General features: G+C 35.9%; 13 protein-coding genes. 1 reads left to right on the forward strand and 12 read right to left on the reverse strand.

Going from position 1 to position 23,492, the window contains the following annotated elements; genetic code table 11:
• Window positions 1-66: 66 nt before the first annotated feature.
• The 4 genes from AMD27_RS17740 to AMD27_RS17755 all read right to left on the reverse strand — a co-directional run bounded on the left by AMD27_RS17740 (window position 67) and on the right by AMD27_RS17755 (window position 5,053).
• Window positions 67-1,335 carry a ParB/RepB/Spo0J family partition protein gene (locus tag AMD27_RS17740; RefSeq protein WP_067664039.1) on the reverse strand — a complete coding sequence of 423 codons (1,269 nt, stop codon included), beginning with the start codon at window positions 1,333-1,335 and terminating at the stop codon, window positions 67-69.
• Window positions 1,336-1,368: 33 nt separating this feature from the next.
• The gene (locus tag AMD27_RS17745; RefSeq protein ID WP_067664043.1) at window positions 1,369-2,220 is read right to left on the reverse strand and encodes a ParA family protein; all 852 of its coding nucleotides are present in this window, start codon (window positions 2,218-2,220) and stop codon (window positions 1,369-1,371) included.
• Between the two features lie 382 nt (window positions 2,221-2,602).
• Window positions 2,603-3,211: a hypothetical protein gene (locus tag AMD27_RS17750; protein WP_067664046.1), complete on the reverse strand. Its 609-nt coding sequence runs from the start codon at window positions 3,209-3,211 to the stop codon at window positions 2,603-2,605.
• Between the two features lie 675 nt (window positions 3,212-3,886).
• Window positions 3,887-5,053 carry a tyrosine-type recombinase/integrase gene (locus tag AMD27_RS17755; RefSeq protein ID WP_067664049.1) on the reverse strand — a complete coding sequence of 389 codons (1,167 nt, stop codon included), beginning with the start codon at window positions 5,051-5,053 and terminating at the stop codon, window positions 3,887-3,889.
• Window positions 5,054-5,233: 180 nt separating this feature from the next.
• Here AMD27_RS17755 and AMD27_RS17760 point away from each other — a divergent pair, with 180 nt between their 5' ends.
• Window positions 5,234-5,761, forward strand: coding sequence for a DUF2726 domain-containing protein (locus tag AMD27_RS17760; RefSeq protein ID WP_081406037.1), 528 nt, complete (start codon window positions 5,234-5,236; stop codon window positions 5,759-5,761).
• 36 nt (window positions 5,762-5,797) lie between these two features.
• Here AMD27_RS17760 and AMD27_RS17765 read toward each other — a convergent pair whose 3' ends face one another.
• The 8 genes from AMD27_RS17765 to AMD27_RS17800 all read right to left on the reverse strand — a co-directional run bounded on the left by AMD27_RS17765 (window position 5,798) and on the right by AMD27_RS17800 (window position 23,351).
• Window positions 5,798-6,322 (reverse strand): outer membrane beta-barrel protein, encoded by a 525-nt coding sequence (locus AMD27_RS17765; RefSeq protein WP_067664056.1) that lies wholly within the window; start codon window positions 6,320-6,322, stop codon window positions 5,798-5,800.
• A 9-nt stretch (window positions 6,323-6,331) separates the two neighbouring features.
• Window positions 6,332-7,807 carry a hypothetical protein gene (locus tag AMD27_RS17770; RefSeq protein WP_067664059.1) on the reverse strand — a complete coding sequence of 492 codons (1,476 nt, stop codon included), beginning with the start codon at window positions 7,805-7,807 and terminating at the stop codon, window positions 6,332-6,334.
• A 130-nt stretch (window positions 7,808-7,937) separates the two neighbouring features.
• Entirely contained in the window at window positions 7,938-10,904 is a 2,967-nt protein-coding gene (locus AMD27_RS17775) for a conjugal transfer protein TraG N-terminal domain-containing protein (protein ID WP_067664062.1), read from the reverse strand.
• Between the two features lie 132 nt (window positions 10,905-11,036).
• Window positions 11,037-14,267 carry a conjugal transfer protein TraG N-terminal domain-containing protein gene (locus tag AMD27_RS17780; protein WP_067664065.1) on the reverse strand — a complete coding sequence of 1,077 codons (3,231 nt, stop codon included), beginning with the start codon at window positions 14,265-14,267 and terminating at the stop codon, window positions 11,037-11,039.
• A complete protein-coding gene (locus AMD27_RS17785) occupies window positions 14,267-18,604 on the reverse strand; it encodes a conjugal transfer protein TraG N-terminal domain-containing protein (RefSeq protein WP_081406038.1) in 4,338 nt (1,445 codons plus the stop codon). The genes AMD27_RS17780 and AMD27_RS17785 overlap by 1 nt, the downstream gene beginning before the upstream one ends.
• 201 nt (window positions 18,605-18,805) lie before the next feature.
• Entirely contained in the window at window positions 18,806-19,363 is a 558-nt protein-coding gene (locus AMD27_RS17790; RefSeq protein WP_067664071.1) for a hypothetical protein, read from the reverse strand.
• Window positions 19,364-19,607: 244 nt separating this feature from the next.
• On the reverse strand, window positions 19,608-22,463 hold the full coding sequence (locus tag AMD27_RS17795) for a DNA topoisomerase (RefSeq protein WP_067664075.1): 2,856 nt from the start codon (window positions 22,461-22,463) through the stop codon (window positions 19,608-19,610).
• Window positions 22,464-22,481: 18 nt separating this feature from the next.
• Window positions 22,482-23,351, reverse strand: a complete 870-nt coding sequence (locus tag AMD27_RS17800; RefSeq protein ID WP_067664078.1) for a hypothetical protein — start codon at window positions 23,349-23,351, stop codon at window positions 22,482-22,484.
• Between the last annotated feature and the right edge of the window lie 141 nt (window positions 23,352-23,492).

Here is a 23,492-nt window from a genome sequence, read left to right on the forward strand (position 1 = left end):
ATTTGAATGGCTTTTTTCTTGACTGCAAAAATTTGGGGTTAACGTAGGGGATTAACCCTTTATTTCCTACTTCAAACTTTCAAGAATTGTATTCAATGTGACTTCTGCACCAGTCTCAAAATGACGTTGGCCATCTTCTTTTTTTAGTAAATCAATAACTTCATTAATCCCATAATCGGAAGGCAAAGATAAAACAAAAGCCACACCTCTTAAGAAATCAGTATTCAACTTGTCTATTACAATACCAGATTGATTTTCAACTGTTGTAGTAGTTGCACCCAGTACTTGTGGCGCATCATAAGTAGGATTTGCCTTACTAACAGTTCCTTCTGAGAATGCTTTTTCAGCCGCTAAATTTTGAGTGAAAGCACTTGTGTCGTCATTTGATGGATTTGCCTTGGTAACAGGTTTCTCCTGAGTTCCTTTGTCTTCTTTAGTATCTGTTTGTGTAGACTCCACTGGCGTTGTTGAGGTAGTCGCAGTCGGTGTTGGATTCTCAACTTGAACAACAGGCTCCACCTTTGGCTTTGGTTTCAAAATTGAATCTACAAGCGCGGAAATACTACTTTCAGTCATTTTCTCAGGTAAAAAAGTTTTTTTATCATCAACAAAATGATTCCGGATAATTGATTCCCAGTTTTCCGTTGCTTCGACTAAAAGCGCAATCTTATAAACACCAATTAAAGAACTAACACCCCATTTTTCAACAATTTGGCGGTTATGGTCTTTACTGTAAAGGTGTTCATTAATTTTACTGTAACGTGAAATTTGAGATGAATCGACTCGTAAATCCTTTGCAACTTCAACTTTCGTTAGAGATGGGTCGGACTCGGTGATGAGTTTGTAAGATTTGGTCCGGTCCCAAAGTGTTATCGATGATCTAACATCATTTTCATGCAACTGAAACTTAACAACATCTCTTAATGTCGGTACTATTTTTTGCGGAATAAAACGACATGTCATACTTAGATCATCGTTTAATTCTTTAAGAGCGTCATAGCGGTGATGGCCAAGAAGGACCACAAACTCTTGGCCTTCTTTAAGTAAAGACATATTATCAAAAGCAGGGTCTGGCTTTCTAATAACGATTCCTTGCATCAATCCGATATCTTTAATTGATTCAATAAGATTGGCTAAACCATCAGCATTCATGTCAGCCCGCATTTGATCAACTTTACCAATCTGACTAAGCTTTACTCGAATTTCACCATCACGCTCCAAATTAGTATGATTTGTTTGCGAGTTTGTTGTTATGGGTGGATTCACCCCTGCGGCAGCACCTTTATTTAGGAGAGGACGCTTTTTAACTTGCTTTTGTTGCACTTCATCGCTCATATCTATTATCCCTACAATAACAAATGAATTATTTTATTCAGATTGATCTTCTTGATCTTCATGCATTTCAATGGTCTCTTGCATTGCTTTTTTACGAACTTTACCCAGATTAGCCAAACCTTCAATAATTTCAGCTTCTGATTGGTTTCTGTTTTTGATTCCAAGCAGTGCCATCATTTCTTGATAAGCTCCAATTGAAGCTGTGATGACTGATTTAACACGGGTAGGGAAGAATGCAGTACCACCAATATCAACATTACGCACGAACTGAGCAGCAGAAGGGATATAACTTTTAATCATTTTCCACTGTGCTGAATATTCTTTGAACTGTTCATCCGAACTAAAAAGTTTCAAGAAATAACCGTATCCTTTGTCATTCCCTCGAATATCTGAACCCAAAATACAGCGTGGAGTATCTGATTTACCATTCACTGAAAGAATGTCTTCAACAAATCGAATGGTATCTACTGTAGAGCAGACATCGCTTCGAGATGCTTTGCACGGAATAACAATGAGGTCTGCAAGAGGAATAACTTCTTCAAGAATACGCTTAGCATTTGTTGCATCGTCACCAATATAGCCTGCTGTATCTACCCAAATTTCATTTGAATACTCAGCAAGATAATCAATTGTATCTTGGATTGAACCATCATTTGATGGACCCACAACCATAGGGAAGAATGCTTCAATTTTTCGCAATTTATCTGTTCGGAATGTATCACTCCATTTGAGTGCTGACTTCTGTGTGTCACAGTCAAGGATAGCAATTCCTTTAGTTCCTTCGTAATAAGAAACAGTTGCCAAATTGACAATATTGACTGTTTTACCAGCGCCACCTTTTTGTGAAATAAATAAAACAATGCGTGTTTTGTTTTCGTTTGACATCTTTAGGCTCTTAAAAGTATGTTTTGTTGATATGAATAATATTGCATAAAATAGGGCGTGTCAAATTTTGAAACACCCAATATAAACTTAAAAAGATTGCTGATTTGCACATAATTTAGCTTGTTTGCTTCTTTTTAGATACTTTTATCGAATTTAAATGTCCATTTATCTCTATATTCACTTAATGCTTATATATTGATCTGTTTATACAATGATCTATTTCTTCTTTATCTTGATGTACATCAAGTTTATATTTACTTCTTAAAACAATCCGTACTTGTAGTATTCCTGCTTATGCATCTTGGTTTTTATGCCATGGAATTTTATTCAGATAAAAAAAGCACCTTTAAAAGGTGCTTTTTTGAATAGACAGTATAGGTCTTTAAAAAAACGCTCGATATTGATTCATATCTTTGCCTTGTGCCTCTAAGTCTTTATACCAACGAGGCTTATTACCGATACCATTCCAACGGCTAGAAGGTCGGTTTGGATTAAAGAACCAAGATGATATATGGTCTTTATCTTCTGCTGTAGCTACAGCATATTCTTTTTCGATATCTATGCCTTTGTCCAAAGCCTCTGTAATCCAGACAGGAGGACGACCTACACAGTTCCACGGTTTATTATGTGGGTTTTTACGGTCAATATATACTTTCTTGCTTCTACCTTTATCTGTGTAGACAGCATCAGAAGTTATAAGTAATTCAGTCAAAGCATCAAATGGAATTTTGTGACTGTTAACAAGTCTTAATATTTCAAGTTGTGCATTTTCACGATCTTCATTTTTACGGCCGTCAAGAATATCATTAGCAATAATCATAAGTCGCTGGATTTGGTCAGCGTCTAAATTAAGCTTTTTAAGATGAGTCGAGCTTGGGCTTTTAGAGGCAAATAATTTATCAATTTGACTCTTGGTTGAACCTTTGTTTTCAATTTCTACAAGTGCTGGCACATGCTTGCTTTTTGCAGTTGTACTAACTGTGGTTTTCATACTGGACCTCAATGTCTATTCGCATTAAATCAAACGATTATTAAACACTCAAATAGTTCGAATTACACGAAATGCAATTTGGCGTTTCGATATTTGAGCATTTAAAATAACACACAAATTTCATTGATATGTTTAATTAAGTAATAATAATCCGATGGGGGATTTCAAATCAATCATTTGTAATGACTTCTTGAATCATTTTATCAATTAAACTAAATTTTTCTTAAACAAAACTGAATCGTTGTAATTAAAAATGATACTTTTTCGAGAATTGTTGAGCTATTAGCTCAACAAGTGCATTAAATTTAGTATATATAAAACATGAACTTAATTTTGAACCACCCCGATAACTGCACACAACTATTATTGTGTGCATCTATTCTTGGCTATTATGTTTTACAAGTATTACCTTATTGTCATATATTAACAATTTGAGACAGTAAATAAGAAATGTTTGTCAGCACTCATTAAGTTTTATTATTTATCAATCTTTTTTCATATACAGACAGGTTCGTCTAGTTAATATTTTTTTATCATTAATTAAAAACAATGTTCTATATGTTTAATTAATGTTTATTTGAAATTTAACGAAAAGCGTCACACTTCCACACATTGTTTGTGATGGTGATCTTAATAGCTTGCTAAAAAAAGCCTGATTTAGTATCAGGCTTTTTCTTAAAATTTATTGTCAAATTTATTAACTCTATTCCTCAGTATTTCATTAAATTTTTCATTTTCTTCAACTTGATGATCTTGTGTGTCCTGTAGATAGATCATCGTTGTATTTATAGACTTATGCCCCAAATGATGCTGTGTTGATGCTAAATCAATACCGATGTTCAATCTATGAATAGCACTCGTATGCCTAAATGTATGTGGTGTGGTTTTCAGTAACTCTTGTGCAATAAAATAATCTTCACAATCTGCAGCTGCTAATTTTAAGCTTTCCGTTATTACAAAATTTACACCTCTTAAAGATATACTGTTAGTCATCTTTGATATGCCTGATTTATTTCTATTCAGGGCTGGTATCAATGGAATATTTTCTTCATTTCTTGATGGTACTTCCTTTAGCCCAATCGCTTGCCTATAAAACTTCAATTCATTCATCAATTCTTCGCTGGCAATGATTTCGTGATTCTTATTCCCTTTTGTATGAACATGTATACACCAGACACGATGCTTGCCCTTGTCTGAAACCTTAAATGCGTTCATTGATAAACCAATAACAGACGATCTACGGATAGCTGTATGGTATAGAAGATTCATTAACCACCGATCTCGAACAGCCTTACTTCTATTCTCTTGATTGCTTCTAATCGATTCATGTTTAAGCCAAGCACTTAGATAGTCCCAAGCATCAAAAGAAAGTGACTTCCCTGATATATGATATTGTTCCTCTACTTTAATTTTTATAGATAGATTAACTGGATTAGACCTGATGACTTCTGAATTTACTAAAAAATTATAGAAGTTCTTAAGGATGCCTTGTGCGTACTCTACAGATTTGGTTGATAATGGCTTTAGTAAAATTTGTGTTTTAAGCTGCACTCCTGCTTCATCATTTTTCAACCATTCTGCAGGAGGATTTTTCAATATTCCTAGATAGTTGTTTACATCTAAGGCTTTAAGTTCTGTGTAGTGAATGCCGATAGAGTCGCAATACAAGCAAATTCGTTTTACCTCTTTTAAGTAGTTATAAAAGGTATATTTTGAGTTACTTGCTGCGTGTTGGAGCCATGCCTTGATGATATCAAGATCATTGTTTGCTCCAAGTGGATTGTCAGATGTGAGGTAACTGTCGAAATTAGCTGAAATCAACTCATTCTTTCTAACAGTCATATTATGCGCTCATTAACTAAAAAAATATTTAATTAATATTAGAGCAAAATCAAAGAATATAAAAGTGATAATGTTTGTTAAAAAAACATAATAAAATAAAATAAATAAAAACTTATTGAACGACATGTAAACGTTTAAATTGTTTATAATGTATTTAGATAATAAGTTACTGGTTGTTGGATGATCACATACCTAATTATATCAATGGTTTCACTGACTTTATTGCTATATATCACGCTATCAAAAAAGTCAAAATCTGAAAAAACAATTGAGCCGATTGATACATCTGATTTAGATGATTTTGAAGATGAAAGCATTCAAACTACCGATCTTCTTATGAAATATGAGCAAGATTATTATTATCGAATTCAGAATATGTTACCCGACAATGTATTAATGCATTGCCAAGTAAGTTTTAGTGCTTTTTTAACGAGTAAAACTGTAAAAATAAGAAATTCTTTCAATCGCGCCCACTGCGATGTGTTGTTAACAACGCTTGATTTTAAGGTCTTATTGATCATTGAGATTGATGGAAGTTCTCACCGCAGCCACCGTGTACAGGCTAGAGATAGAAAACGCGACAATATCACCCAGTCAGCAGGAATCCCAACTATAAGGATTGATGATAGTTTCTCTGACCGCAGCATAAAGCGACTTATTGAAAAAGAGATCAATCAGAAATATAGTGAATTAAATAAAATAGCTTAAAAAAATGGAGCCAATTAAATGCTCCATTTCGAATTATCAAAAACGCATCAGTAGTGAAACACCATAGCTACTTAGGTCTTCCAATTTATTATATTTCGCTTCAATATTTACACGTTCATTTATTCTGTAACCAATGCCGGCCCCAAAGATAGGCTTTATTTCGGTTTTATCTTGGCTTGTAGACGTCTCAGACCTTCCATCAATATAAGTAATTGTTCTAAATGCTTCATATTGTGATTGCTGGACACCAACACTCCCTATGCCATATACATCACCAACTAGAACATAACGAACATTTAATTTGGCGCCAAAATTTTTAAATTCATATTGGTCAGATTCACCATAGAAAGCTTCTATGCCTACATAATCATTTAGTGCATAACCCAATGTTAAGCCGTATGTCTCTTGTGAAGCATCTTTTACACTGTATCCTTTTTTACCCTCAACATCGCCTTCTACATGGTAAATGTCAACGCCACCATAAAAGTTTGATGCATTTGCTGCAGTGCTTAAAAGTAGTGTCGCACTACAAAATGAGAGTGCTAGATTTGTGAACTTCATAGTTGTCCCTTAATGACTTGAATAGATAGCTGTGATTTTTTCAGCTTCAATAAAACGTGCGGCCTGAGCCACTTCATTTAAGATTTTTTTTGCGGAACTCTTATTTTCCAATAAAGAATTTGGAATCTGATTTACATGCATTGGATATATCTTTAAAAATGCTATAGTCCGATCTAACGTTTTTTCCCGTTCAGGGAAAACCACATAATTAGCAATATTCAATTCAAATAATTCTTCAAATTCTGATTCAGCTTTGCTTTCAACCAAAAGCAATTCATCAACAGCGAAATTCATACTCTTTAATTTCTCAAAATCAAAAGATACGCTGTCAACTTTAGCAATGCTGTATTGGGTACGATATTCCATTAGATATGTATGGGCATCAGGATTATTAATAAGGATTCCTGTAAAGAAGAAGAATGGTAATGCTTCAACCCATTTTTGCTCGATGGCAGTTAGGAAAATTTGGAGTAGACGATCTCCCCCAATTGAATTAATTGTTTCAATCGGCGCTTGTGAGAATGCTTTTCGATTGATCTCATAAGCAATTGAGATTTTATTAAAATCCCAAGCCAATGGTGTTAATTTAGGATAAACATTTCTTTGAATAACTGCTTCATACATTTGGCTCGATATCCCTGCAGGCTCCAAGTAGTGAACCCATTTAGGACGTTGTTCAAGCATTTTTATAAGAGCTGTAGACTTATTCGGTGAAAATATAATGCTTGGGTCTACACTTTTAAAAGTGTCTTCTGGTGTAAACGTATCTCCGCTATCCAGCAAACCTATAAAAGTATCAAGATTTAAGTCGGTGAGAAGTGTATCTACAACATAGTTAATACTTTCTTTTGGGAAGTCTCTAAATTGCTCTGAGTACAATTCACTTTTGATAAAATTCGATGGGATAATGTCTAGTAAAAATGCATTTTTATTCTTTTTAGCAATTTCCATTAAACCATCATCAAACAATTCGATAGGCACATATCGTAATGCCCTCCAGTTTCTAATTATTGCTGACTCACAAATATAGTAATAAGCTAAACTTTCTTGTACATACTCCAACATTAGAGGTTCACGCGCTAATACTTCTTTCACAATATCAATATTCTGAAATGAATTATCTAAGAATGCAAAAAGTCGATAATCACGGCCTACTGCATAATGATACATTTCCTTCGTTACGCTACCATTTGGAAATGTCAAAATACTATTAATATTCTCACTTAATAGTTTCCAGAGTTCAGCTTCCGAAAAATATTCTACGGGTAGAGAAGTGACATAAAGCGGTAGTTTTTGAATTGTCTTTAAGAAATCTTGAGAGCGCAAAAACTGTATTGATATACTACTATCTTGCTGATTGTAGTATTGATTTTCTGTGTAGTCTTGATCTAAATTTGTCAAAAAAGGGACAGGAATACTATTGATTTTACATAGTCCTTTATCCATTAAAGATTTATAAAATTCTTTTTTTAAAGTTCCGGACATGACTTACTCAAATGATAGGTAAATAATTAATATCATTATAGTATCAAATTAATAAAAACAATAAACAAATATTATAAAATTTTAATAATAAAAAACCCTTCGCAAAGGGTTTTTTATTATTAATTTTAAATTATCTTCTACCAATTATGTCATTCATTTCTTTTCGTACGCTCTGATTCGCTATTCGAACTTGTTCTGCATTGTTGTTAGCAGTAGCTTGCGGTGGTGTTACCGGAACACTATTCTTTGGTGGCTCCATCGGTGGTGAAATCTGAACACTTTGAGGCGCTAATTTTGGTTCTGGTTCAACAGCTTGATGCTTCATAGGTTGTGGTGACAGTTTTGCACTTTGACTGATCTTGCTCTGAACATCATTACTCATTTGATTAATACTGGCCGTGTTAGGTGCTTCTACATTATGGCTTTTAAAACTTTCATCACTCTTTTGGAATTGTTGAGCTGCTGCTGGATTTAATAGTGCAATTGGAACGTTACGATCTTTTGCTTCATCCGAGTTGCTTAATGCTCTAAACATACTCATTGTTCTATCTGCTTCTTTATCAGAGTCTCTTAAACTCGATGTTGAATAATCTCCATTATTGATCTTTTGCCACATGTTTGCTGAATCTGGACTTGCATTAATAGCATCGGTCATTTTTTGCTGACCACCATTACTGTTAAGCGTACCCACAATTTCTGACGCATTACCAGCAACCGCAAGGTCCATACTTGCTGTGCTTTTAGCAACTTGATCGTAAGCAGCTAAAGAACTTTTTGCTTTCTGTTGAAGTAAGCTAATGTCAGCATTTTGTGATGCAGCATCATTGACTTCTTTACTATTGGCTGTTGCCCTAGCATTGCTAATCATCTGCGCTGTAGATTGATCATTACTCTTACCAATCGTAGTTGAATCAGTTGTTGCTTTTTGAGTGCCTGTTGCTGTTGAGGTGCTTGCGTTTGCTAAATCAGTTGTTCCAATCTGTGAGCTTGAATTTGTATTGTTGGCGTAAACACCTGTTCCTCCAATTCTTGCTCCAATATTAGCATCCAAGATAGGGTTTTTACCTTTATCGCCACCAGCTTTACTATTAAGATTATTTTTTGTGTCTGCTGATTTAGAAGGGCTAATTGAGCCATCTGCCCCAATACTTACCACTTTACCTTTAGTTTCTCCTTGACCAGTACTTTTATCTGCCTGAACTTTATATGACTCGCCAGTTGCGGCATTTGTTGATGTTATTGAACCATCATTAACACTTGAATTATTTGCTTGTGTATTTGCTTGTGTTGATGATTGTGAGTTTGCTACGGTATCCGTAGCTGTTGTTCCACGACTTGAGCTTGCGGTCATAGCACGTTGTAATGCATGATTATCTGCAGCAACTTGATTGGCTGCATTAGACATTGCTTGAGATCGACTTTGTGCGGCGCTGTAGGCTGATGAACTTGAACCCGTTAGATTAACCTTTCCTGCTTCCGAAACAACACCTTGTCCAGAAACATTGATAGCTGAACTTGTTGTTGATAATGGAGCTGATTTATGAATATCAGGTGTATTTACTTTAGCATCATAATTATTGCCATCTGCAGGATTCATTCTTGATGTCAGTTGATTCATACCAACCATCATGCCACTAAATAACATCATGCATAGAACAGGAATAGCTGCTAAAAATCCATTTGCTAGTGACAGTTTTTGGGACACTGCTGCATAAAACTGTGGTGCAGTGAAAAGAGTTAAATTGTTTATGCCATTAGTTACAATAATTTTATAATATTCATCTGCTAGAGTGTGTTGAATATAGAAATTAATTAAACATGCCATTGGAATCCACATATAAGCAGAAACCGTAAATGCCATATAATTTCCTAACATTTTAAATGAACCAGCACCCTGTACCATCACAATAATGACAATAATTGGGAAGAATAAAAATGAAATCATGATCAATAAATTTTGACCATTTTGCATTACTTTTAAGAAACCGGTTGCGCCTGCAGCATTCTTTTCTTCCCACTGATTTTGAGAAGATACCCAAGCAGTACATTTTGACATTGCATTCATGTCTGAGCTTGAAGAAGAACAGTAGCTTGCTGTTTGCATGTATGGGTTGAGTAGTGTTGCTGCAATGAAATTACGTGAGCTAGATTCTCCCATACCTACAACAGAACTTAATGCACCTACTACATCTTGATATTGATATCCATTTAAACCACCACGGCCATTTGGTGATGAACCAGATGCACTGCCATTGCTAATCATTTGACCGTTAATAGCAGATTGTAGGTTGTACTTCCCTACATCCCCAATGATACTGTATTCGATTGCCTGTGGACCGTTAGAACCATCCATGTAAGCATCCATCGCTTTTGTAAGGACTTCTCCAGCTTTTGCGCACGAAACCAAGTTGTTTACATTCGGGTTTGCTGTTGCAGGGTCTTGGACGATATATACAAGCCCATTTCCTTGAGCAGCAGCTTGCGCTAAATACTGAATAGGATTTTCTGATTTAGAATATGCTTCTGAATTAAATGCTGTGTTATTGATGATACAAGCGTTGTATACGTTTTTAGTGGTCTCTAATAAACTTGAAGAACCTACATAAGTAGAGGCAGACCTTAGCGCATTAATTAGTTTTAGTGGCGTCACGTAGCCATCTTCTGTAATTTTTGGCATGTTGTAGCTGCTATTTGAAACAACACTATAAGCTGTTTCAAAAATTCGAGTTAAAACTACACTAATACCACTTGCTACCGTTGCAGGAATTGCCAGTCCAATCGGTATATTGTCTACTCTTTTTACTGAATCTCGACCGTAAATATCCTGTAAAGCTATATCAACTTTTGGCCCTGTTAGAATCATGTATAGGATTAATGGCATTAATAATATTTTAATCTCCATTTGTTTTTTAAATGCAGCGTTATAAATCATTATCAATAACAGTACAGAAGCACCAAAAAACGCCCCAAACCCCAAACCCAAATACCCATTTCCACTAAACAGGTCTGAGTTGTTGAAGATCATGGCTATACCATTTAATGCAGCCATAAAGAGTGATGTATCACCCATGGTATATATTACAAAAGGGTCTGCCATTCCGATTAATCCTATTATCGTTTTTCTAACAATATTATTACTATTATAAATGTTAAAAAAACAAAATTACATTGATAAATACAAACATTAAGTAAACATTATAAAACATACATATTATTTATGTTTTATAAATTATTTGGAGCCACCACCGTTTACGCTTGGCAAGTTGTCTTCTGCCCGTTTTTTAGCGGCATCAATAATCTTGTCTGCCGTTTCGATGGTTGTCCGACCTGTTAATGCGTTATTTTGCTTAGTTAGTAATTCTGCTACTTTTTTCTCATCCCCAGCATCACTCGCTTCCTTAATCTGTTTATCAATAGGTGCTTCAAAGGCTAAGCCATTTTGCGGGGTTACTTTATTGAAAATGAGATTTCCATTTTCATCTGTTAATTTAGGTGCTCTACTACTTGTATCAATCTTGGCTGAATCATAAAAATTGGTAACTTCTTTTGCATTCTTGCCATGATCTAGCACGACCATACCATCAGTACTTACATGTTTAATTCCATCAAGTTTCTGATGCATTAAGCCTTTTGTTCTCGCCGTATCAGCTTGGCTTCCGTTGATAAGTTCTGCTGTTTTATTAGGGTCTGATAATCCCAATTTCTGCGATTCTTTTACAAGATGACTATTATCTATTTGTGTGAACTGCCCCATATCATCCTTAAGTTTTTGCTGTGTTGCTTCTACATTAGGTACTGTGAACATTTCACGGCTATTGGAGAAGTTATTACCTACTGCAACACCTGAAACGCTGGTAATCGCTTGAATTTTTGTATCAGCATCATTTCCAAGTGAAGCAGCATAATAAATTGCAATACTGTTCATTGTTTCTTGATCGTGATGACCACCTTTTCTCGCATTTTCTAATCCCATCTGTTTCAACGTTTCCCAATTTGAAACACGTTGTTGACCCATCTGATCTGTTCGGGCTAGACCCTCACGAACAGCATCACTTCTGTCTGACAATGGATTAAGCATACCGCTGATATCACGGTCAGAAACAGCGTTAGACATAACAGAAGATAGTGTTTCCGAACGTTCTTCATTAATCTTCTTGACTTGAGATACTAAACTTGATGCTTCCTGTTTTTCTGCAGTAGATAAAGTACCTGTGCGATCAGCCTGAATAATTTCATTCCATTGCTGTGCTTTCAAATCACTTGAGCTATTAGATGATGTTTTGTATTTCGCATTAGAACCTTGATACGCCGTGCCATTAGAATTTTTTTGATGTAAATTATCAATTTCAGACGTTGAACTTTTTTCTGTTGGTTTTTTCGTATCAGGACCAACATTTGATTCACCTATAGATACTTGCTTATTATTATTTGTACTTGCACCAAGCGAACCACCCGCAGAAACACCAGCACCTTTTTCATTTTTAGAGCCTTTATTTACAGTATATCGCGCCCCTGCGTCTGCGCTTAATTCGCCACTGTAAGTATCATTAATTGCTTTTTTCTCACCTACAGTTTCAGTTTTCTCTTTTAGCACTTTCCCCGTTTGACTGTCATGAGTATTGCTAGTAGAAATGGCGGTATCTTCCGTACTGCCAATTCTAGAAACTTCTTGGCTTCCAGTACTATTAGCTGAGTTATGACCTGTACGTTCACTCACAGTCATTTTTTCAGTATTTGAAGCTTTGTCAGCAAGTGATTGCAGTCGGGACATTGCAACTGATTCTTGATCATTTAACGATGTTGCTTTACTACTTGCGACATTCATTGCATGTGAAACTTTAGCATTCACATTGCCGACCCCCATCACCTCTGTTGGAGAAAAGCCTGTCTTACTGATTACTGCAGAACTACTACTTATAGATGCACTACTTTCCACACTTTTACTGTTGATCTTCGCGTCATAGCCTTGAGATGCTGGATTGATTGCATTTGATATAGCAGTCATGCCATACATCATTCCACCGAAGAACATAGTCGTAAGCACTGGAACAAGACCAAGCGCATTATTGGCAATTGTTAGTTTCTCAGTTAGAGCATCATAGAGTTGAGGTGCTTGAGTTAAAGTTAAACTTGCACTTGGGTCCATACTTTTTATTGCGAAAAGAGCTTCTTGGAATTCGAACTGTGCATAAAAATTAATTACTGTTGCAATCGGAATCCATAAGTAATTTGAAACCATAAAACCGATATAGCCACCGATCAGCTTCATACTTCCCATGCCTTGAATCATGAGTAAAAAAACCATGACTGGAAACAGCATAAATCCAACAAGAACTAAAATGTTTTGGCCATTTTTGATATTTTTTAAAAAGCTTGTGCCACTCATTGCACCTTTTTGCTTCCATTGTTCATTTGCTGTGACCCAACCGGTACATTGAGATAATGCAAATGTACTGTATTCTTCAACACATTTCCCAGCCGTCTTAACCATGGGATTAAGTAGGATGGAACTTATGAAATTGCGACTTTCATCTGATGATAAACTTGTTGCATGGCCAACCATAGCTACGATCTGATCAGGCGTATAGGCATTAACACCATTTACAGCATTCAATTTACCGTAAGTATTTGTTGCAGAAATTCGTTTAGCTAAACGTTCGCTAAATGAATTTTTTCTAAAAGGTTGATATATCAGTCCGTTAATATCTACTGTGCCATTCATATAGCTTTCTAATGAATTTTTTAATACGTCTGCAGTGGCTGAACATGTCTGTGTTTTAGGTACACTTTCACCGGCCTGATTCACGTAATAAGTAACCATACCATTTGCTTGCCTAGCTGCATTTAAAAGGTATGTCGTTGCATCTGCTGAGCGTTCATAAGCTTGAGGACTAAATGCTGAATTGTTGATTAAGCAAATTGAATAAAGTTCAGTTAATGCCTGTTGGAAAGAAGGATAAGCATTACTTACATTGTCGTATCGTATTTGATTCAAAACTTGTAATGGTGTTAAGAACCCGTGCTCAGTCATCTTAGGGATTTCGTACTGCCCACCGCTTACAGGAATGACTGTTAAGGAAAGCTCTACAACTTTGGTTAGAATTAAGGAGAAGCCACTTACAGCACTCGCTGGTAGTGCTAAGCCAATTGGAATGTTGTCTACAACTTTTGGTGCATCCACGTTGTAAATATCAACAATGACGATATCTGCTTTAGGTATTGTCAAAATCATGTAGATAAATAATGGCATTAACATACTGCGTATATCAATTTCACGATTCATGACAGACTTAAATAGCATTACACACAATAGAATCATCGCACCAAAGAAGGCACCAAAACTTAAGTTCATTCCATTAGTGCCACTTACAAGGTCACTACTACTAAACAGCATTGCAATGCCATTTAAAATGTCCCAGTACATTTGAGTGTCGCCTAGAGCATATATTTCAAAATCCATTACTGATTCCCTCCGGCATCATTCCACTTCTCTGTATTAACGTCTCTGTTGCCTGTTGGTTTTGTTGCAGAGTTCAGTTTTTCAAATGCTTCTTTATGCGCTTCGGTCGCTGTTTGGCTAATTGTTGGGTAAATTCGCTCTTGAGTACTTGGGCGGTCATAGTCTTTGCCCTTATGTGCTGCAGCAATAATTGAGTTAACGACAGCAATATTGTCATTTTGGAATTTCTCATTCTTTTCAAACTGAGACTGTTCTAGCTTGCGCCATTCCTCATTGCTAATTTCACCGCGAATACCAAGATGATGACTTGTATCATTCGGGTCTCTTGGCTTCATATTCGACTTGGCTTTTGATAAATCAATATAGTCTGGGTCTGCTTCTTTCACGTATAAGCGATCAATATTGTTGGCGCTGTTAATATCACCACGAACCATAGTGCTATGATCGGGGCCAACTTGTAGAAGCATAGGAATTGTTTTAGCTACGTGCTCATCAATTCTAGAGCGATCAGGTCTATCGTTAACTTTATCTAGTAGTTTCTGGCCATCCACGATCTTATAATCAATTTTTCCATCTTCGTCATGTATGACATCGACACCAAATTTTTCTCTGATTTTTTCCTTTGCATCTTCGCCGTACTTCGCTTTACTTTTTTCATAAATATTTTGAATTTCTTCTTTCGATAAAGTTTCAGGCTTTAATAGGTTTTCAGGCACCAAATTTTTAACTTTTTGTACTGGTTGTATAACAGTACTTCCAAGGTCTTTTTTATTTACATTTTTCATTGCTGCAACTATATTTTTTGGAACACTAACCCCTTGTTGTCCAGCCATTTTTCCTTGGTTCGTCAATGCTGAATCAATTTTTTTCGTAAAAGCTACAATATTTGCTTGGCCATTCACAGCGATGTCGCCGTATTTACTAACACTTCTTGCCCAGACGATATATTTATCGCCCACAATGTCGTGAATTTTCTGATCACTTAAGTTTTGATCATTTAAAGCTGCCCAAGCTACTTTGTAGTTTTTTGCACCATGTTCTAATTCGTGCTTAATGAACTGTGCCATAGCAACAAGAGACTGTTGATTCTCTTGATAACTTGCATTGCCATTCGGACTACCAGACTTAATAAGACCTCTCTCATCCATCCATTTATCTAATCTTTGTTTACGAATATCATTGAAGCTAATTATGCCGCCATTGGTGAGGTGGGTTTTTAGAGGGTCCTTATGCAAACCAAACATGCCAGAAACTTTCCAAGAGTTTTCACGACCTACTTGCACAGTCATAATTTTAGCCTGTCTAGGTGTAAATCCAGCTGATAAAAAGGCATTGTAGATACGGATACCATTTTGGGTCTGAGAATCGCCTATAAGTTTTAATTCCCCTGCAGAGTATCGATATTGATTTTCCATTGCAGAAGGTTGGTTGCTATTGAATGTCGTATCAGTAACAGGTTGGTTGGTATACGGGTCTAACGTATAGATACTGCTTCCATCGGGAGCTGTTACTTTTTTACCAAAAGCATTTTCAATAATGGCTTTTTGGGTCTGATATTCTTTTTCAATATCCTTCCAATTCTGCCAGTCGTAATCCTCTGCTTTTAAGCGTGTTTCACTTACCTTGATAAGATCAGTACCGGTTAATATTTTAAATGCTTCATTCGCACTATTTGCGCCCATATAATAAGCGCCAATATATGTAACCATGTGATCGTATTCGACAGGGTTCGACTGCTTAGCAATGCCTGTTCCTGTATTGATCAAAACAGATTCTGCCAATGCTTTAGCCTGAGTCCATTCTTCTCCGTACTTTTCCTGATTTGCTTTATTCAATGCACCTAAATCATTTCTAATGTCTTGATGTGCTGCAATACGATGCATTGTGTCATCTGCAGTCATGTTGTATGACATAGCAAATGAAACAGTTTTAGAAATTTGCTGACTTAAGCTATCAATCTCTTTGTTATTTTGAGAAATTTGATATGACAACGCTTCTGTATCGCTTTGAGTGAGTCTTTCTGTATTTGCAATTGAATTTTGAACTGACTTCTCTACAGTATTTCTTGTGCCGTTACTTAATTCACTATGTTTGTCATCTTTTTCAATAACATAAACGAACTTTGATGCAGATTTTTGATCAGCACTTGAGCCTTGGTATAGAACATTTGAAACAGACGCATTTTCAGCATGACCATTTTGTGAACTAATCGTAAATAATTCACTATGCTTTATTGATGCCCCTAACTCAATTTTTACTCTTTTTAAATCTAGTTTTAAATCCCCGCCTTTGATGGTTTTGCCTTCTGGTGCTGTTATTGATTGAGCATTTGCTCCATCTAGGCCAGTACTGCCATCAACATTTATTAAATCTTTCCCTGCAGGAATAAAGCCAATACCCATGCCAATTCTGGCTGAAACAGCTGCTGCATCACGGCCAGTTAAGTTAATGATTTTCCCCGATGAATCTACTTCTCCATAGGCCGTCAAGACCCCATTTTTACCAAATGTTGAAGAATCAACACTACCCTTTGAAATCGTAAATCCGTTACCTTGGCCAATTAATGTTTTATCTTTAACTTCATTTAAATTTGTTTCTATTTTGTGGTTGTAAGAGCCTGTTAGTCCTTGTGAGTGAGTTTGCTGTAACTGCATACTCAATGCTTTATTTTTCGCTTGAAGTAATGAACGTTGAGCACTTAACTCAGTCGTCTGGCTTATTGTGGATGCCATCTGACTCGTCATGCTTGAATCAAAAGCTTTACCACCACCAACATCAGTCATACCACCCAAACCATGAGACGTTAGTGAGTTTTGTCGAGTTGCTAATGCAGATGGGCTGACAATTGCTGGTGCTGCTAACGTAGAGTCAGCATATTTACTATTTCCTTGATTCCATCTGTTTTGTAAAGCCATGACTCCCATCGTCATTCCACCAAAGAACATCATGCAGAAAACAGGTACGGATGCCATTAGTCCATTTGCTAGTGCTAATGAATTGGAAATGGCTTCGTAGAAAGCGGGATAATCGGTAATAGTAAATAGATCACCAGTTTCTGAACCAGTAAATGTATAAATCGCATTTTTTAATTTATTATGGGCAACAAAATTTACAATTGATGCCATTGGAACCCAAAGATATACGGATGCTATATAGGTCAAATAACCCGTCACGATCTTCATGGATTTTGTACCCATAAACATAATGAGCATTACAACCATTGGGAACATTAGTAAGGCAATAATGATCAATAAGTTTTGACCATTTTGCATTACTTTTAAGAATCCAGTCGCCCCTGCAGCATTATCTTCTGCCATTTGTTCATTTGCTTGCACCCACTCAGTACAACGAGATGCAATTTCATTCTGCCCCTCTAATCCATCTTTTGATGCACAGTAAGCCGCCGTCTGTAATGGTTGATTAAAGAGTGCATTCATCATAAACATACGACCATCTTCAACAGATAAGTTGGTCAGTTTTGAGAAGTCGGCAATAAAGGTTTCAGCTGTTACACCGTAAGGCTTACTTCCTGATGAATCTGTTTGTAAAAATGACTCATTAATGACAGATGCAAAATTGTGGTTCAGTGTGTCAATACCACCTGAGCCATCACCGTACAAGAAGCTTTCAAATGCTGTACTAATTCGTGTAGCAGAGTCTTTACAACTCATAAGATTGCTTGTGCCATCTACACCGATAACATTGACAACACCTGATGATTTTGTAGTTAGAAAATTAATAAAATAACGATAACTATCTGGGGAGTTTAAATATTCTTCACTGTTAAATTGCTTATTCCCTTTAACACATGAGCTATAAACATCTCGGACCATGCCTGAGAGATAAGGTGTTTGAGTATTGATGTTAATGTATCGAATTGCATTTAATGTCTTTAGTGGTGTAACAAAGCCATCTGTAAGCATTCTTGGACTATTTGGTGAGCTGTAGCTTTGCTCAAATGCAGATGTGAAGACGTAAGCTGCACCACTGGCAATTGTTAAAGGAAATGCTAAACCAATAGGAATTCCTGAGACACGTTGTGGATTATCCACATTATAGACATCTGCTATCTCGATGGTTACTTTCGGCCCAGTTAAAACTAAATACGCAAATAGCGGAGCTATAAGTGTTTTAATTTCCATACGTTGATTAAAGGCTGCCTGATAGATCATGATACACATCAGTATCAAAGCCCCAAAGAAAGCGCCGTACCCTAGCCCTAGTGCCGCATTAGAACTAAAAAACGGGTCTTGGAAAACCAAAGCAACACCTTCAATCATTGTCCTGAAAGTCGTTGTTTCTCCAAGTGTATAGACTGTAAATGCCGAATTAGCCATGCCTTTTTCTTATCAATACTTAAACGTTTATATAATATATAGGTGTAATCAATTTATAAACATTTAAATACATATAACTTAAATGATTGGGTAATGTTTATTTAATATTTTTAAATTTAGTTTTTATTATTAGTTTTTTAGATGCTATTAAAAACAAAAAACCCTGATAAAAATCAAGGTTTTATTTTATTGAGAATAGAATTAAGTGTTGTGATTGAAAGAATTGAATTGATCAAATTGATCTGAACCAAAATTAGTAAAACTATCCTGAGTGTCATTATCAAACATAGAATAATCACCATTAAAAAACGCAAATGGGTCGCCAGTTGTCAGCAAGCTCAATTCCATAATCTTTTCTTCACCTGTAGGTGAACCCATAAAGCTCAAGGGAGAAAACATCATTAAACTATAGTCTGCAGACGGCTGCATACTAGATAATTGCTGAGTGGTATTTCGTGTCTTGTATTTTTTCTTAGAATTTACAGCCAATCGATTAGACATTGTAGAGATACGTTTATTACGTTTTTCTCTTGTACGCTGCATTAAGCGATTTTGTAATTGTTCTTGATTAACGCCGTGTGTCAGACGGAAATAGTCGTCTTCGCTGTAACCAAGCTCAGTAAACTGCTCTACGGTCGGGAGAGAGCCATCTTTATTGCGAAATAGACCATTTTTAGATACAAAAAGACCTTTCAACTTTGCAGCATCTTTGCTGAATTGATTGTCTTGGCCCGAAAAAAGGTTCGATAAAAAGCCCATAGTTTATACCTCGTCAGTATCTATTCATTTTAAAATTACTCCATTGTTGATATGCTTTTTGATAATATCATTATAAAAATCATTATAGTTATTATTAATGTTAAATATTATTAACAATATGGAATTAGATAATAAAAAGGACCCTAGAATAAAGGGTCCTTTTTATTTGCTCTAGATGTAAGTGATGAAAGTAGACAGTGCTAAAAGTATTTAACGTTACTTAATCGTTTTTAACACTCCGAAATTAAATTTCTTTAATTTCTGATTTTTTGAGAATTCCAGATGCTTTGTCTATATACCAATTCATAGGTTTGGTATCTGCCTTAATCGCTTCACCATCAACAACCGGTGTAAATGGATGGACGATGGTTTCACCTTTCAGTAGTTTCTTAAGTTGAGCATCCGAAAATGCCACTTGTTTCTTAAGACCTTTCACTATATACATCTGACATGTTTTACAAGAATACTTAAAATCACTTTTTACATAAGTGCCAGTACAGTTTTGCTTAATGCATTTGATTTTAGTCTGTTCCTCATTGTTTACCTTCTCTACGCCTTCATAATCTAAAACAACCTTTTTCTCTGCATGGAGGATTTTTAATTTTGCATTGAAGGTTGTCTTCTTATCCATACTTACAAAGCCATTAATTTGATCTGTATGGCCTGTTTCGATCAACTGCGCTATTGTTTCGTCACTTAAGCGCTTTCCATTTCGATTTGCCCAAACCATAAGCTTACAGTCGTTATTTTGACATTCAACGCCGTTCAATGATTTTGTCATTTCAGAATTACAAATCGGGCAGTTATGTTGGTATTTCTCTTTAGGGATGAAGAATCGGATGGCATTTTCATTCTTCTCATTTTTGAAAAGCTCAAGGTGAGCTGTAAAGTGCTTCGCCTTCCCTTTATCATTTGCCGAGCCTTTAACAAACCCATCAATAGCGCCTGTTTTTCCATGAGTAATCAAAGAAACCAAGTCACTATTGTCTAGTGTTTTTTGTGCTACTACTCGCTGTAGGCTAAATGTGCATGATTCACAGCGTACAAAACGTGGCTCAATAGTGATTTCTGATTGGCAAGATGGGCAAACTGCACCAGTCAGCTTTCTTACAGGAATATCATTATGAGCCTTCTGCAACTTTCTAATGAAATTAGTGACTAATGCGTGAGTTTCACGCATAAAATCAACAGATTTTTGAGGATTCTTAGTAATCTCACTCAATCCCATTTCAAGGTCTGCAGTGAATTCTGGAGTAATAAGTTGGTTAACTCCATTTTCTTCCAAGAACTCAATAACGCTCATGCCGTATTCTGTAGGGAAAATTTCTTTAGATTTACCACGTTCTTCCAATACTGCTTTCTTAGGCTTACCTGATGAATTTGATGTTGCATGAAGTTCATCAATAATCGTTGCCCTTGTTGCTGGAGTTCCAATGCCACAAGACTTGAGTGCTTCTTTTTGATCACCTTTCAATGTTCTTGAAATAGTTTTCATCGCATTAAGTAACGTACCATTTTTATAGCGTATTGGTGGAGTTGTCTTCTTAGCCAAGCCTTTAATACTTTCAGTTTCTATATCTGAATGCCCATTTACAGTCGGTAAAATACTGTCAGTTTTCTTTGTATCTTTTTTCTCAGCAGACTTGTCTTTATCCTGAATAACCTTCCAACCTACTGTGATAATTTCCTCACCTACAGATCGGAAAGCATGGTCGCCAATAAAGGTGAATCTTTCTGTTTCATTGTATTCTTGCGGCGGTAAGAATGCTTCTTTGAATCTGCGAACAATAAGGTGATAAATTTTCTTTGCGTTTTGGTCATTTTCTAGATTAGGAATAACCCCAGTCGGAATAATCGCAAAGTGATCAGAAACTTTAGAGCTATCAAAAATGTGTTTACCAACATCTTTTACTCGCGCCTTTGCTTCTTCTGCAAATTCACAAATCGCCGTGTTATGTTTTGCTGCAGCAAGTTTATCGAAAGTTACTAAACATTCAGCTGGATAGTCCGATGGCAGATGTGTTGACTCAGTACGTGGATAAGTCACCGCTTGATGCGTCATATAAAGCTCTTGAATAATATCAAGCGTTTGTTTACTACTTAGCTTAAATAAACTGTTCGCCAGAACTTGAATACCGGCTAAATCAAATAAGTGTGGTGCATTACGTTTTCTTAAATTTTTATTTTCAATAATCTTAGATGCCGGCTTCCATGAAGAACCATCTCTACAATCAGCCAGTACTTTCTTAACAGCATCTTCGTCTTTAAAACGGTAGATACTATCCGACTGTTCATCTTTACTGCTTTCTGCTTTTTCAGCATCCTCAGTCTCAGAATTATCAACCTTCTTCGTGTTTTTACGCTTAATAAGTTCTTCGTAATTCACCCATTTTCCAGCAAAGTCTTGGTTGGCTGTTTTAGCCTTGAAATTTGCTTCGATTTCCCAGAACTTTTCAGGAACAAAGCTTTGAATCTCTCGTTCAAGTCGAACAACCATTGCTGTAACGGCGGTTTTTACACGACCAATTTCTGTAACTTGTGAAATATTAGTCTTTTTGGTTAGTACGGCTGTAGCTGCAATAGAACCATTAAGCCCAATACACCAGTCCATTTCAGAACGACAAAATGCAGCTCGATTTAAGCCTTCGTATTTATTAGCATCACAAATCTGATCATAGGCCGTTAATAAACCTTGCTTTGTCATGCTATTAATCCACATGCGCTTAAGCGGTTTACTTGTTCCTGTTTTTAAATAAATAAGCCGGCCAATGAATTCACCTTCGCGTCCAGCATCACATGCATTAACGACTTCGGTAACATTTGGATGCTCAACCAACTTTTTAATATTCTCAAATTGCTCTTTATAACCGTCAATGCTAATAACTTGTAATTCCCACTCATCACCAGTCGGCAAGATTGGTAACTTCATAATGTCATTATGGGTTTTATGATGCATCTCAATTAAATGGCCAAATGCCCAAGTGATGATGCAGTCCTTTTTATTGCTTAAAAACTTTCTTGATTCAGACATGGTGAAACCACCTTTTGCCTGAGCAATCGCTTTTGCTACTGACGGTTTCTCTGCAAGGATTACTCTCATTTTAACCTCATAATAATCTTAATAATTGTCTTTAAGATTTGGACTGATGCCTTTATCGGTATAGCTACCGCTATAGAGTCTAAGCACTTGATTTTCAGAACCTTTAATCCAATAACCAAATTCACGGCCGAACCAATCAAAATTGATAGGTTCGCCAATAAAAATACTTTTTTTAATAGCACGGTCATTAAAATAAAAATGCTCATTACGCTTAAGCGATGTTTTGCTTAAGTTGTGATGAATTAAGTAATCGTAAAAACAAGGAATATCGTGTATTTCCCTGTTGTGCTTTAGGTGTGCTGGAAAGTGCGTAATTTTGAACATTCGTGTATTGCTATATGAATGGTTTGTATCTAGATACCAATTTCCTGTGACTAGATCACCACTCTTTAAATAGGGAGCTAAAGCAAAAAAACCTTGCCTGATATTTGGGCTGCAAAGCTCACTGTTGAAAATAATCATCGGCATAAATGTGAAGCTTTTTTTATTTTTATGCAGTACACCAAATGAGTAATTACTCTCGATATCTTCGAAGTAAATTTTTATAGTTGCTGGATATATTTTAGTGACCTTGTTATCAATTTGATCACGGCATCTGTCCCGATTATCGAAATTAATTAAAGCTCTTTTAACTTTAGGCACAGCAAAAAACTGCTTGGTGTCATTAAGCATGTACAGTGCAACACGGCGAATCTGTCCATATTGTTCATAAATTTTGTTTACTACTTCCTTGTAGTCAGAATTTTCACTGATTTGTTCAGAAAAATACGGAAAAGTTACTACTAAATTTTCGTCAACATATAGCCCATAGCAACAACTGATATAGATCGCTTTTGATAGGTCCACCCCCGAATCATCAATCGTTATCTTATGGGTCAATAAATCCATTTTATAATCTTGATATTTAGTGCTCATAATATATTAGAAAAATAGATATTAGATTAATGTTTATTATAATGAAAAATAAATGATTTTAAAACAAAACATAATCAATTAATAAAAAAGACCGAACAATTGTCGGTCTTTTTA

This window comes from Acinetobacter sp. TGL-Y2 (assembly GCF_001612555.1).
Taxonomy (GTDB): domain Bacteria; phylum Pseudomonadota; class Gammaproteobacteria; order Pseudomonadales; family Moraxellaceae; genus Acinetobacter.

What these genes read in the sequence shown, in the direction of transcription:
- AMD27_RS17770 (WP_067664059.1), bottom strand. Translation starts at nt 7,807, where the DNA reads ATGTCCGGAACTTTAAAAAAAGAATTTTATAAATCTTTAATGGATAAA.
- AMD27_RS17750 (WP_067664046.1), bottom strand. Translation starts at nt 3,211, where the DNA reads ATGAAAACCACAGTTAGTACAACTGCAAAAAGCAAGCATGTGCCAGCA.
- AMD27_RS17755 (WP_067664049.1), bottom strand. Translation starts at nt 5,053, where the DNA reads ATGACTGTTAGAAAGAATGAGTTGATTTCAGCTAATTTCGACAGTTAC.
- AMD27_RS17780 (WP_067664065.1), bottom strand. Translation starts at nt 14,267, where the DNA reads ATGGATTTTGAAATATATGCTCTAGGCGACACTCAAATGTACTGGGAC.
- AMD27_RS17740 (WP_067664039.1), bottom strand. Translation starts at nt 1,335, where the DNA reads ATGAGCGATGAAGTGCAACAAAAGCAAGTTAAAAAGCGTCCTCTCCTA.
- AMD27_RS17795 (WP_067664075.1), bottom strand. Translation starts at nt 22,463, where the DNA reads ATGAGAGTAATCCTTGCAGAGAAACCGTCAGTAGCAAAAGCGATTGCT.
- AMD27_RS17765 (WP_067664056.1), bottom strand. Translation starts at nt 6,322, where the DNA reads ATGAAGTTCACAAATCTAGCACTCTCATTTTGTAGTGCGACACTACTT.
- AMD27_RS17745 (WP_067664043.1), bottom strand. Translation starts at nt 2,220, where the DNA reads ATGTCAAACGAAAACAAAACACGCATTGTTTTATTTATTTCACAAAAA.
- AMD27_RS17760 (WP_081406037.1), top strand. Translation starts at nt 5,234, where the DNA reads ATGATCACATACCTAATTATATCAATGGTTTCACTGACTTTATTGCTA.
- AMD27_RS17800 (WP_067664078.1), bottom strand. Translation starts at nt 23,351, where the DNA reads ATGGATTTATTGACCCATAAGATAACGATTGATGATTCGGGGGTGGAC.
- AMD27_RS17775 (WP_067664062.1), bottom strand. Translation starts at nt 10,904, where the DNA reads ATGGCAGACCCTTTTGTAATATATACCATGGGTGATACATCACTCTTT.
- AMD27_RS17785 (WP_081406038.1), bottom strand. Translation starts at nt 18,604, where the DNA reads ATGGCTAATTCGGCATTTACAGTCTATACACTTGGAGAAACAACGACT.
- AMD27_RS17790 (WP_067664071.1), bottom strand. Translation starts at nt 19,363, where the DNA reads ATGGGCTTTTTATCGAACCTTTTTTCGGGCCAAGACAATCAATTCAGC.